This is a genomic window from Flammeovirgaceae bacterium SG7u.111, assembly GCA_034044135.1.
GTDB lineage: Bacteria > Bacteroidota > Bacteroidia > Cytophagales > Flammeovirgaceae.
The window spans coordinates 4,333,569-4,346,764 of record CP139021.1 but is presented as its reverse complement, the minus strand read 5'-3'; the positions used below and the strand labels follow the sequence as shown (position 1 = coordinate 4,346,764).

Annotated in this window: 10 protein-coding genes; 4 read left to right on the top strand and 6 right to left on the bottom strand. The window is 41.1% G+C overall.

What is annotated here, in order from left to right; genetic code table 11:
* Positions 1-136: 136 nt before the first annotated feature.
* The 4 genes from R9C00_17025 to R9C00_17010 all read right to left on the bottom strand — a co-directional run bounded on the left by R9C00_17025 (position 137) and on the right by R9C00_17010 (position 6,623).
* A complete protein-coding gene (locus R9C00_17025) occupies positions 137-2,554 on the bottom strand; it encodes a Smr/MutS family protein (GenBank protein ID WPO33404.1) in 2,418 nt (805 codons plus the stop codon).
* Between the two features lie 143 nt (positions 2,555-2,697).
* Positions 2,698-2,877 carry a hypothetical protein gene (locus R9C00_17020; GenBank protein WPO33403.1) on the bottom strand — a complete coding sequence of 60 codons (180 nt, stop codon included), beginning with the start codon at positions 2,875-2,877 and terminating at the stop codon, positions 2,698-2,700.
* A gap of 235 nt (positions 2,878-3,112) precedes the next feature.
* On the bottom strand, positions 3,113-5,350 hold the full coding sequence (locus R9C00_17015) for a tetratricopeptide repeat protein (GenBank protein ID WPO33402.1): 2,238 nt from the start codon (positions 5,348-5,350) through the stop codon (positions 3,113-3,115).
* A complete protein-coding gene (locus R9C00_17010) occupies positions 5,331-6,623 on the bottom strand; it encodes a hypothetical protein (protein ID WPO33401.1) in 1,293 nt (430 codons plus the stop codon). Before R9C00_17010 ends, R9C00_17015 begins: the two co-directional genes overlap by 20 nt.
* 608 nt (positions 6,624-7,231) lie before the next feature.
* Here R9C00_17010 and R9C00_17005 point away from each other — a divergent pair.
* Complete coding sequence (locus R9C00_17005; protein ID WPO33400.1) at positions 7,232-7,870, top strand: hypothetical protein; 639 nt, start codon at positions 7,232-7,234, stop codon at positions 7,868-7,870.
* 154 nt (positions 7,871-8,024) lie between these two features.
* Here R9C00_17005 and R9C00_17000 read toward each other — a convergent pair whose 3' ends face one another.
* Together R9C00_17000 and R9C00_16995 are read right to left on the bottom strand one after the other, a co-directional pair.
* Positions 8,025-8,723: a transposase gene (locus R9C00_17000; GenBank protein WPO33399.1), complete on the bottom strand. Its 699-nt coding sequence runs from the start codon at positions 8,721-8,723 to the stop codon at positions 8,025-8,027.
* Positions 8,705-9,031, bottom strand: a complete 327-nt coding sequence (locus tag R9C00_16995; protein ID WPO33398.1) for a hypothetical protein — start codon at positions 9,029-9,031, stop codon at positions 8,705-8,707. The genes R9C00_17000 and R9C00_16995 overlap by 19 nt, the downstream gene beginning before the upstream one ends.
* Before the next feature lie 512 nt (positions 9,032-9,543).
* On the opposite strand from R9C00_16995, the gene R9C00_16990 reads away from it, so the two are divergent.
* The 3 genes from R9C00_16990 to R9C00_16980 all read left to right on the top strand — a co-directional run bounded on the left by R9C00_16990 (position 9,544) and on the right by R9C00_16980 (position 13,186).
* On the top strand, positions 9,544-10,068 hold the full coding sequence (locus tag R9C00_16990) for an RNA polymerase sigma-70 factor (GenBank protein WPO33397.1): 525 nt from the start codon (positions 9,544-9,546) through the stop codon (positions 10,066-10,068).
* A gap of 74 nt (positions 10,069-10,142) precedes the next feature.
* A complete protein-coding gene (locus R9C00_16985) occupies positions 10,143-10,820 on the top strand; it encodes a hypothetical protein (protein ID WPO33396.1) in 678 nt (225 codons plus the stop codon).
* 2 nt (positions 10,821-10,822) lie between these two features.
* Positions 10,823-13,186: a TonB-dependent receptor plug domain-containing protein gene (locus R9C00_16980; GenBank protein ID WPO33395.1), complete on the top strand. Its 2,364-nt coding sequence runs from the start codon at positions 10,823-10,825 to the stop codon at positions 13,184-13,186.
* Positions 13,187-13,196: the final 10 nt, after the last annotated feature.

Genomic DNA, 13,196 nt, shown 5'->3' with positions numbered 1-13,196 from the left:
TTAATTTAGGTTACAATATAAGTGATCTTTTGGGGAAACTATTTTTAACCCGAAAAATTTGTAGAATGTTTTTGGAAGGGAAATAAGAAAGGCAGCCGTGAAAAGCTGCCTTAGGATGTCGTTGAAGAATGAAGGGTTACTGAAGCGTCACCAGCGTAACTCCAGGGCCGCCATGGTCGGGGTGTTCGTCTTCCATACTTTTTACTTCTTTGAAATTTTTGAGCTGGTTGCGGATAAGCTGTCGCAAAATACCGTCTCCCTTTCCATGCACAATAGTCAAGGTTTTCTGTCCCAAAATCACCGCTTCATCTACAAAGTCATCTACTATTTTAAGGGCTTCCTCGGCACGTTTCCCTCGCAAGTCAATCTTCGGTTTGAAGTTTGCCATCTTTGCATTCAGGTCTATGCCGCTGCTGTAGTTCACCGCTGCTTTTTGTTGCTTTTTAAAGTTTTTTCGGCTCACCTTCGTGAGGCGATTCAGCTTGATATTGGAGCGAAGCAAACCTATCGAAACCTCGGCATCTTTGCTGCCCACGGCAAGTACTTCACCTAGCGCGGTTTGCCCTTTTATCTGCACATAATCACCAGCTTTTATCTGCCCACCAACTACTACTATTTCCTCTTTCGGCTCAATTTCTTCTTGTGGGATGTCCTTTTTCTTTACTTCTACTTTTTCCTTAAACTCCTCAAGGTCTTTTCGCAGCGATTTGGTAACCTCTCTATCAGCCTTATTTTCCCGTATCCCTTTTATGGTCTGTTCAATCTTCTGATTGGCTTCTTTCAAAAGCTTCTCAGCCTCAACCTTCGCATTAGAAATGAGCTTTTTCTTGTTCGTTTCTTGGAATTCCTTTAGCAACTCATATTTCTCTTTCAGCTTTTCTAGCTCACGTTCTTTCCTTACCAGTTCCCGTTGCTTTTCCTCCACTTCGTGCTTATCGGTTTCTAGTTGGGAAAGAAGGCGCTCCAAGCTCACCTGCTTCGAGCCTACTTTCTTCCTCGCCGCAGCTACCACTTTTTTAGGAAGCCCAATTTTCTCTGAAATCTCTAGGGCAAAAGAGCTGCCCGGCTTGCCAAGGTCTAGTTTGTAGAGCGGTTGGAGGTTTTCCACGTCGTAGCGCATCGCCCCGTTTATCAGCCCTTCCGTTTTGTCGGCAAAAACCTTGAGGTTGGCGTAGTGCGTAGTGATGATTCCGAATACCGTTTGTTGGTTGAGCCGTTCCAAAATAGCCTCGGCGATAGCTCCGCCCAGTTTTGGCTCAGTTCCCGCACCAAATTCATCAATGAGACAAAGGGCGCTGTGGCGAGCGTTCAGCAAAAAGTGCTTCATGTTGGTAAGGTGCGAGCTATAGGTACTCAAATCATCTTCCAACGATTGCTCATCACCTATGTCGATAAATATTTTTTTGAAAACCCCCATTTTAGAGGTCTCTAATATGGTCACCATCATGCCGCACTGGTACATGTATTGGATAAGCCCAATGGTTTTGAGCGCCACCGACTTTCCGCCTGCATTTGGTCCCGATACCAAGACGATGCGTTGCTCTTCGTTCAGTTTTACGTTTTGAGGAACCACCTTTCTGTCCATTTTTCTGAAGTTGAGCAGGAGCAAAGGGTGATAAGCTTCGTACCATTCTATGTAGGGCTCCGGAACAGCTTCAGGCTTTATGGCATCGAGCTCTATGGCAAGCGATGCCTTGGCTTTAATGAAGTCGATCATGCCCAAAAAGAGGTTGGCCTTGAGCAAATCATCCACCATTGGTCGGATTTCATCGGTGATCTGCGACAGGATTTTGATGATTTCCTGCCTTTCCAAAAAGCCCAGCTCCCGAATCTCATTGTTGAGGTTGAGGACTTCTTCGGGTTCTATATAGACTGTTTGCCCCGTAGCAGAAGAATCGTGGACAATGCCTTTTACCTTCCGCTTGTACTCGGCAGGCACGGGCACAACCATCCTTCCTTCTCGGATAGTGGGTGAAGAGTTTTCAGCTGCCATGCCCAGTTGCTTCAAGTTGCGGAGAGAAGCATCCAATACCTTTCTGAGCCTTCCCTCTTCCGACGCCAGCTTGGAACGGATGCGGGAAAGTTCGGGCGATGCGTTGTCTTTGATCTTTCCTCGGTCGTCTATGATCGCCTCCATTTTTTTGAGGATACCCGCGTCGAAGTTCACCGTTTCGGTCAGCTTTTTTAGCTCCACATATTCCTCACTTTTTTCCGAGTAGAAAAAAGCCAAGCAGGCATGCAGCGTAGTAAGTGCCCGCTTGAGGTCGTACAACTCCTCTTCCAGCAAATATGCGCCTATGATCTTCGATTTTTTGAGGCTGTCCTCCATATCGAGGTAGTTGCTTCGGGGGAAATCATCGCCCGAGACAAGCAACTGCACAAACTCATCCGTTTGGGCTACCAACTTCTGGATAAGGTCGAACCTATCCGAAAAGCGCATCTTATATACATAAGACTCTCCCACAGGTCCTTCGCACTTCTCCGCCAAAAGCTCCCTAACGGTATCGAAACCTAACTTCTCCTCTATATTTTTTGGGTATAAATTATTGTTCATTCTTTCTCTTAACACCTTCTGTCTTTATCACCACTTCCTGCTTGAGTCAGGAAGCATGCATTCTGCAAAAATAGAGAAAATTAAAAGGAGAAACCTCCTATGGGAAGGAAGATTTTCACCAATGAGTTGCCACTTTGAAAGTATCATCCAGTATCTACGCCCAGAATGACAGATAAGGGAGTCATGCCGCACGTAGATGCGGTATCTCCAACCCATGCACCAGTAGGCATTGCGGAGCTTTCTTTTTGAATAGCAGTGGTGCATTGCGGACTAGTCGGAGGGATGCCGATAGCTATCGGCACCAATTGAGTTGGGAATGACACGGGTTGGGGGTGGAGATTCCTAGACTTATCGTAGGACAACATCAAGTTGGAAAGGATAGTTTGTTTGGCTTTTTTCAACCCTAAAATTGCTCCACAGGGAGTCCCTTGCCTAAAATATCTCCATTTGCAGCGTGTATGGGAAGATTTGTGGCATAAATAAAAGGAGAAAAGGCAAAAATAGGGTATTCTGCTTCTTTGATAAATCCTATTGAGGCACTTCTGGAAGCTTCTTTATTTAAAATGAAAGTATTTCAATAATTATCTTTTTCAGATTTTCCTTACTGTTTGAGTCTGCCATTTGCTGTACAAGTGCTACTTTTTTCTGGTAATAAGGGCTTTGAGTTTTATCAAAAAGCCGTTGGAACATATCTGTTGGCTCATTGAGTTTTTGTATATCAATATCCCTATTAATAAGTAGTTGCATTCCTAACTCAGTTGATAATGCTTCAGCATAATTGCTTACTATTTGAATATTACTATTGTTGTGCTTGTAGAGTTCATAAGAAATTGATTTGTATTTTTTGATATGATTATATGCATTATTTACTTGATCAATTTGTAAATAAACCATCCCTAACTTAGCATACGAAATCGCCAGCCCGTTCTTTAGGCTCTCGCTGTGCGGGTTGTCCTTGAACAGCTCCTCTGTCAATTGAAGGTCTTTTTCAAAGAAATCCAATGCCTTGTCGAACTTTCCATGCGCCTTAAAAATGTCGCCGAGTTTAGCATACGAAATGGCCAGCCCGTCCTTTAGGCTCTCGCTGTGTGGGTTGTCCTTGAACAGCTCCTCGAAAAGAGAAGTAGCTTTTTGAATTTGTTCAAGTCCTTCCTGAACCTTGCCCATTTGTAGCAAGAGATCACCTGTCATCCCGAAGGAGTTCGCCAGCCCGTTCTTTAGGCTCTCGCTGTTTGGGTTGTCCTTGAACAGCTCCTCTGAAAGCCTGCTTCGTTTTTCAAAGAAATCCAATGCCTTGTCGAACTTTCCCTGCGCCTTAAAAATGTCGCCGAGTTTAGCATACGAAATCGCCAGCCCGTTCTTTAGGTTCTCGCTGTGCGGGTTGTTCTTGAACAGCTCCTCTGATAACCTGCTTTGTTTTTCAAAGAAATCCAATGCCTTGTCGAACTTTCCCTGCGCCTTAAAAATGTCGCCGAGTTTAGCATACGAAATGGCCAGCCCGTCCTTTAGGCTCTCGCTGTGCGGGTTGTCCTTGAACAGCTCCTCGAACAGGACGGTCTCTTTTTCAAAGAAATCCAATGCCTTGTCGAACTTTCCCTGTGCCTTAAAAATGTCGCCGAGTTTTTCATACGAAATGGCCAGCCCGTCCTTTAGGCTCTCGCTGTGTGGGTTGTCCTTGAACAGCTCCTCGAAAAGAGAAGTAGCTTTTTGAATTTGTTCAAGTCCTTCCTGAACCTTGCCCATTTGTAGCAAGAGATCACCTGTCATTCCGAAGGAGTTCGCCAGCCCGTTCTTTAGGCTCTCGCTGTGCGGGTTGTCCTTGAACAGCTCCTCTGTCAATTGAAGGTCTTTTTCAAAGAAATCCAATGCCTTGTCGAACTTGCCAAGTTCTTGGTACAGTTTTCCGAGTTCAAAAAATATATAGGAAGCTAAGAAAGGATCGTGGATAGTTGTATTAGTCGCATCCTCTAGTAGCTTAATTGCTTTTTCATATTTCTTAGCCTCTCCATATATTTTCCCAATTTGATAGATCAAATATGCATCTTTGTTTTTATCTACTTCAACTTTGTATTTTTCAATGGTCAGAATAGCATCTTGATGGAGGTCAATTTCAGAATATATTTGTGCAAGAGGAAGAGCAAGTTCGGTAAATAGTTTTTGGGGAGGGTAGTTGTCTTTTTCAGCTTGGTGTAACTGTTTTTTTAGCAATTTTACTTTTGTTTCCAAGTGCGTATACTCTTCTCTACTCTTATAGCTTTCTTGAAACCTGTTTTCTAATGTTTCATCTGGCAAAAAGTCATCTGGATGGCTTTCAAAATGAACAGTGAGCATTCTTCTTTGGGAGAATAAGTCATTTGCCCTATTGGAGATAATACGTAAAGTGTCTTCTGTTGTCCAAAAAATTATAGGGATATTTAACTGATTAATAGCCTCCCTAGAAAAATTTAATGTTAATAAAAAGTCAGACCCTTTTTGGGTTAATGCTTCTTTATCTTTTAAAATGAAGTCATTAATGTTTTGGACAATGAGTGCGGTAGCTTTTGGTTGTTCATCACGCGCATTCCTCATTTGTTGTACAACCTCTATGTCACTTTTTTTATCAATATGGACTACTTTGGTATTTTTCCCTTTACTTTTTGATCTCTCTAAAAGTAGTTGATTAACTCCAGGGGTCACTCGTTGGTCAGAAGTTGTCACAAAGCAATACCCACGTTCATCTTCTCTTGTAATGAACCTTCCTAATTTATTTACGAGTGTATAATAGTTACTTTGAGGGTTAAGCTTCTTGATTTCCATCCCATTTTCCTCTTTCCTTTAAAATACTTTTTACAATTGGGTGTACATCGCACCATCCCTCTCCATTATAGCCCAATACACAAAGATTATCTCTCAAGTGTAAAAGCTCTTCTGTGTTATCTACTTTTTTTGTAGTGTTTTTTGCCAAGTTTACTAGCACTTCGTAATATCCTTCTACTGGATATTTTTTGCCGTCTACTGTGTTGTCTGCTATAGTGTTTTCGTATTCTTTTTTTAGTGCTAAGTAGGATTGGTGTCGGTGCTTTTCAGTGATTTTTTCCTCGTCGTAGTCAAGGGCAATTTCCCCAGCTTCATGAATCATCCTAAATAAGTCACGGATACACCCTCCGCTATCCCGTATCATTTGGTTTAGTATTTCTGAGGATTCAATGAGGGTTGATGTATCCATTCTTTTTTCTACCATCTTTCGCATTACGTCCATTCCTTGTTCATTATCTGAACCATCTTTCTCAGCAATTTTGATCATAGGTAGCTCTCTTACCATGCTAAAGTATTCTCGTATGTTATTATACTTTATGCTGTTGTAAATGGAGATAGGGAAGGTGAAAACTACATTAGTCTGTAATGATACAAGCTGGTTGGTATAATTGAAGAATAGCTCTTGTGCCCTATCAATAGGGATTTTATCCAAGTCTTCTATGATGATGACCAAGTCATTTTTTCCAATGTTGTTAAGTTGCAATTTTATCTCCCTTATCAAATTATTGCAATGTTCTATCAAGTCGGAGAGTTTTGGTTCTACGTTTCGTTTAATTGTTTCTTTAAGTGACTTGCTGCTTTTGGCAGAAAACTTAAACTTGTAGAAAAACTCTTTGAGGTAGGGGACGCCAATAGTTCCTTTTGCCCCTGCTTCGGTATCTAAGCCTATAAACTTATCATTAATTTCTTTAATCTCTTTTGTGCCCAGCCAATGTGTGATGTTTTTCAAATATTCTGGGCTTATATGTATTTTGTCTTCAGAATCGGCAAATGAAAATAATTGCTCCATTGTCACGATGAATAGCTCAATATAGTTCAAATGAACAGGGTCAAGCTCTTTCATTACCGAGTAATTGAGTACCAAAAATTCGTCTTGGATATCTTTCTGTAAATGATTAAGCTCAGTGCTTTTGCCACATCCTTTGTAGCCAACAAAAAGAATATGCTTATCGATATCGAAATTATCTCTTAATGCACGCTCAATCCTCTTTCGAGGGTCTGGGCCACCCCTTCCTGCTTTTACATCCAAATAAAAACCATCAAGTTCGTTCATTTGAAGTGGTTCTGATTTGAAACACCTATATATATCTTCTAAAGATTCTGCTTTTTTCATCATTTAATTTTGCCTAAGTTGGCTAGTGACAAATTTTAAAGGATATTTTATATGAAATAAAACAAGTTTAAGCAGAAAAAGGATCATTGTCAAAAAAAATGTATGGACTTACCTCTTTATGTTTTCGTATCAGAGTTTCTATCTAGTCTGTAGAAGTATTTCTACTGTTTTTACTGAGGAAAAGATTCCACATCTTCATTACAATTGTGCAGAATGATAAGTGCTTTGGTATTGGGTGTAGGGCTTTAAGTGCTGCGTTTCCTTCCTTTCCCTAACAAACCTTACTTCTTGTGTAGGCGCATTTTCTTTAATCCTTGATTATAAAGCACTTGTATTATTCTAACATAGAATTTACTTATTTGGAAGTGAAGGTTGTTTTTTCTTTGTATTTGTGTAAGTGCTTGTCCAGTAAGCTATTGGCTGCTCTTGTTTTTCGTTGTCTATCTTTTCATAAAAGTGTACATGTGGCTTTTTATACTTCATATGGTGGGCTGTTGGGCATTAGTATAGCGAAACATATTTTATTCAACTTTAAAACTAAACAAGCTATGGGAAAGAATTCCATTACAAACAAACTAGAAGAGGTGTGGAAGTTTATAGATGGCACCTTGTCGGACCCGAAAGAGCTGGAAGCGGCTACGGCGGCTGGTTTTCCTAACAAGGAGCTAGAGGAACGCCTAAAGCAGTACGACCAGATAGTGGAGAAACGCCAATTGCACGATACGGCCACAGGCAGAAGAAAAAGTGCCACAACTGCTGTAGAGGTAGCAGTGGATACGCTGTGGGATCATTACATTGATATAGTGAACTTGGCAAGGAACATGTTTGAGGAGGATGTGGAAGTATATAACTTGTTAGACCTGAAAGGGGACAGGGAGCGAGGGTACGGGGAGATGAAATACCAAGTGCATCGCTTTTATTCTACTATCCTTAAGAACAAAGCTATTTTGGATGCCTTTGTAAAGATGAAGATAAGCAAAGAGTACATAGAAATGGGCTTGAAGCTTTACAGCGATATGGTAGAGTTAAAGAAGTTCCAATCTTCTGCGGAAAGCCTAAGAAGCGAAGACCACGATGAGTTTGAGGATAGTTTCCAAGAACTGGAGGCTTGGTATAAGAAGGCAAACAGGCTGATCAAAAGTTGGAAGAAACTAGCGGCTAAAATGCCTGCTGTCCCTGCGAAGTAGTTGCTTTGTTTTTATGTCTGTATGTTATAATAGCCCTGCGTAAGTGGGGCTTTTTTTGTGGGGTGGGGTATCTCCTCATTGCGCACTAACAAACTTTACCGAACTTATCCTTTTTGAATATCAGCGGGGTATTGCAGAATAGTACTCTTATGGTTTAAACAAGTGTATGGGTATAAATTTTTTCATATTTCCTGTTTTGTTTGACGATGGCAAAGATTCGGTGGACGAGCTTTGAACGGATCGCGTTGATGATGGACATCTTGTGCTTTCCCTCGGCGAGCTTCCGGTCAAAATATTCTCTCAATTGCCCGTTGGTCCTGAGCGTGGAGAGAGCGGCCAGGTGGAAGATTTTTTTGAGCTTCTTGTTTGCCCTGTGCGAGACCTTGTTCCTTGAGTTGACGCTCGTGCCGGATTGGTATCTGAACGGGGCGCAGCCTATATGGCAGGCGAACTTTCTGGGGTCGTCGAACTTCTGGAAATTCTCCGTGGCGACGATCGTTGCGATAGCGGTCTGCCTGCCCACCCCCTCGATGGAGACGATATTGTCAAAGTTGTCCTTGATGTCGGGGTCGTTTTCTATGAGCACGTCTATCTCCCCCTCGATCTCTTTGATCGTTTTCTCGTAGGCGGACATGATCTTTTTTACCCTTTTTGTCTTCCCCACAAAGTACCCTTTGTCGAGGAACCCCTCTTCTTGTTTTAGCTGCCCCTTGTACTTGGACAGGTCCCTGACGGCAAGGTCCCGCTCGGCGCATAGCAGCTTTAACTTGCTGATAGCCTTTGATGTAGGTCGTACCGGTTTTGCCTTGTCAGAAAACCGTTTGGCATAGTATGCTATCCTGGCCGCATCCACCTTGTCGTCTTTCCCCTTGTGAGCCCTTGCGAGCGGGAGATGGCATAGGGCGATTCCATCCAGAGGTTGAGCCCCAGGCAAAGGCATGTCTCTACAAGCTTGTTGCCGAACTGTCCCGTGTGCTCCGCACATAGCAGGGCCGTCTCTTTGTCGAGCCCATGCTCCTTGAAAAGAAGCCGTAGCCCCTTGGACAGCACCTTCCCGTCGTTGTCCCATTTGAGGCTGGCCAGCTCGCCGTGCCCGGTCAAGAGGGCAAGGTCGATGGTGCCTTTGCTGATGTCGATGCCGATAAAGTTTTTAAATTCCATGGTTATCCGTATTTTTATGTTGGACAAAATCTGGAGGCCAAGGTCCCGGTGCACAGCCTAACTACCTTAACGGTGGCAAACTCTTATATAGGCCTATGCCCAGGAGGGAGACAAGCATTTGGTACACACATGAATCTTGTTCATAGGAGGGATTAAGTCGCTTGTTCCCTTCTTGGCCAAAAGAATGATTAGTTGCTTTCCCAAGTAAATACAATCCTTCGAATAATACAACTGCACAAATCTAAGGTAGGTGGGAGGTGCCGTATCAAGTACGGCATGACAAGGGTTAGGGAGGAGAATTTTTTGGCTAGCCGTTTGCACCAAGCAACTGCCGCTCGGTTCTGCCGATCTGCCGAGTGGTAACTATTATCAGTAGCTCCTATTGTAGTACTGATATTCCTCTGTGCAGCAGGTATTCTTAACGCTGCGTCAATAATCAGTCAACCTTTATTTGTAATAAGTCTAAATAAAGATTATGTTTGCCCACATACTAGCATTAATCGCATCAAAAAATGGGTAAAAACTGTACTATACTAGACCTAGATGACCCCAACCTCTTTTCTCGAATATATCGCATTTACTTCAAGGATGTTTTTTCTGTTTGCTATGGAGTGACAGGTGATGTTGAAATAGCCAAAGAGCTAACACAAGAAGTATTTCAGTCTCTTTGGGAGAGAAGGAAAGGCTTGAATATTGAAAAAGGGTTGGATAGGTATCTGATGAAATCCGCCAAATACAAATCAATAGATCAGCTTAGAAAACAAAAGATTAGGAAAGAGATTCGATTAGAGTCTTCCTTCGAGAAAATAGATAAGCGAACTTCAGAGAATGATTTTGGCTATTACAATTTACAAAGTGAAATAAATAGTGCAGTAGCTGACCTACCTCATCAATGTAGACAGGTTTTTATGCTGAGTAGAGAAAAAGGATTTACAAATAAGGAGATTGCAGGCTCTATGATGATAGCTGAGAAAACTGTTAAGAACCATATAAATAAAGCTTTGAAGTTGATACGCAGCCATCTAAAATATGAATGATTTTTTTGGACATTGCATAGGCCCAACCTTTAGTTCATACGACTATGATTTAAGAATGTGTAAAGTCGTATTGAATGAAAATTACTAAAGAATTACTAGACCGCTATGTAGCGGGTTTCAGTACTCCTGAAGAACAGGAATTAATAAAGGAGTGGCTTGAAAGTACCGATACTGGTATTAATGACCAATTGGCTGCATTAGATGTAGATAGCCTACAGCAAGATGTATGGGATAATGTTGTAGGCAAGTACCCTGAGCTGGGTCAGGGTCTAGATGTGCAAGAGTCTAAAAATAATTGGACGTTTATCAAGTATGCTGCCTCAATAGTTTTAGTGGTTTTTATGACTGGAATTGTAGTCATGAAAATTGCTTCGAATAAAAAACATTACCTCACGAATAACTCAACAGAAAGAAAAGCATACGCTGGAATAACTTCCATGGAAGTTTTTTTAACCGCCAACTCTTCTGCCCATATTTCCAGCCAATGGCAAGGGAAGCCTAAATCTGTGAGCTTATGTGGGGATATGATATTGAAACCAACAGAAAATCTGAAAATATCTTTTGAATCTAGCTGTACTGGTCGGAAAGCAAAGAAAAAAATAAAGAATTGTTTAAAAGATAAGACCTATCTGGGCATGACCCATGATTTTATAGGTGGTGGTATTGTAGTAGTAGATACCAAAAGGTTACACCGCCTTCCGCTAAGGCTGGAAGGAATGGCATACATGAAACTAAATGAACAACCAGACTGAGTATGAGGATAAACTTTACAATATTTTTTTTAGCGGCATTCATTCTTTCCTCATTTGCTAGCGCTTATGCACAAAATACCATATACGGTAAAATAGTAGATGAGAAGGGTAGTGCATTGCCTGGAGTTGCTATTCTTATTAAAGAAAGTAAGAACGGTACTATTACTGATAACAAAGGGGAGTTCAGGTTATCTCCTAGTGAGAAAAAGTGTACTATCGAAATTTCTGGGGTAGGTTTAAAAAAGCAGTTAATTGCGATAGATTTTGATAAGGGTTCCCAATTGAACTTAGGGACGGTGGTAATGTTAGAAAATACCCAACTCTTGAGCGAGGTGGTGGTTGAAGCTGATGAAACAGCATTTTTACAGCAAAAGGCATTTTCGGTAACCGCCGTGGACGCCAAGCCTATGCAAATTCGGAACATGGATGTCAATCAACTGCTAAACCGGACATCCGGTGTCAGGATTAGAGAAACCGGAGGTTTGGGCTCGAAGTTTAGCTTTACGCTGAATGGACTTAGCGGAAACCAAGTCAAGATTTTTATTGATGATATCCCTATGGATATAATGGGCAGGGCTTATGGTTTAAATAATTTTCCAGTTAACCTGATCGATCGTGTAGAAGTCTATAAGGGGGTAGTACCTATCAATTTGGGTAGCGATGCTTTAGGCGGTTCGGTCAATATTGTGACCGATAATTCAGTTCAATCATTTCTTGATGCTTCTTACAGTTTTGGGTCATTCAATACGCATAGAGCAGCGCTAATAGGTAGAAAATATTTTAAAGATTCTGGCTTTAGTATTTCGCTAAAAAGTTTTTACAACTACAGCGCAAATAATTATACAATGTACGGAATAGAGGCTTTTGATGAAAATAGCCAACCTTATACTACTGATACTAAACGGTTTCATGATACTTATAAATCCATGATGGGGCATGTTGAAGTTGGTTTTAATGATAGAAAGTGGGCTGATAAGTTTATGATTGGCGCTGCTTTTGCCGAATTAGACCAAGACTTACAAACTAGCTTCAGCTTGAACCCTCCTTTTGGTGAAGTGAAGGAATTGGAAGACAGTTATTTTTTCAATCTGAATTTTAGGAAATCAGATATTGGAATCAAAAACCTTGATCTTAATCTTTTTGCACAATACAGTGAGGTCAACAATACCAAGATCGATACCTCATCCTATGTGTACAATTGGCAAGGTGGGCGCAAACCGAATATTAACCCTACTTGGGGTGAAGCCCTTCGGATTAAGACCTATTTTGACTATGTCCAAACCTCTTTTTTGCAGCGTGCTTTTCTAAATTATGATATAACAAATAATCAAAGTATTAACCTTAATTACATCACCACTCATTTTGAGCGACAAGGTGAAAATAGATTTGGAACTTCGGAAGAAGAACCGTTTAGAAGCCCAAATACATTGACAAAACATGTGGCGGGCTTATCGTATGAGATCAATTTATTTGAACAAGACTTGTCAGTGATACCTGCGGTCAAGTATTACAATTTTGCGACTAAAACCCGTAATGTATTAACCTCTATTGATGGTGCTGTGTCAATTGAAGACTTGTCGACAAGCTTAGGTGAGTTTGGTTATTCTTTGGCATTGAGGTACTATGTCACTCGTGATTTTTACCTGAAATCGTCTTACGAAAAAGGCTATCGAATTCCTGAGCCAGATGAAATATTTGGCGATGGACTAACTGTGCTTGCAAACCCTTTTCTTCTTCCCGAATCGGCCAACAATTTCAATTTTGGAGGACAATATGCCTTTGTTTTTAACACGGATAATTCGTTACAGGTCGGGTTTAATTTATTTCACCGTGATGTTCACAACTTTATCAGAGAAAGAAACAACGGACGGTTAAACCAACATGAAAATGTGTTGGATGCACTTATCAGTGGCCTGGAGGTAGATATTAAATATAAGTACAAAGAGAGGTTCAATATAAATGGCAACCTAACTTGGCAAAAGTTTATCAACAACACAGAATTCTCTTCCACAGGAAACCCAAACCCTACTTTTGGTTTGAGGATTCCAAACGAACCATATCTTTTTGCCAACCTTGGTTTGAGCTACACATTTAAACCGATTTTTGATAAGGTAGAGCTGTTTACCTATTACAATTTTAATTATGTCCATTCATTTCTTTTGGGCTATGATATTTTGAGTGGATTTCAAAATGAAATACCCACTCAATACCTCCAAAATGTAGGGGTAACTGCGCTTGGCCCGCAAAAAAGACATTCCGTTTCCTTTGAGGTTTCGAATATTTTTAATGCGCTTGCTTATGATGAATTTAAGCTTCAAAAGCCTGGTAGGGCTTTCAATTTGAAATGGAGGTATTTTATTAATTAATTCTTAGAAC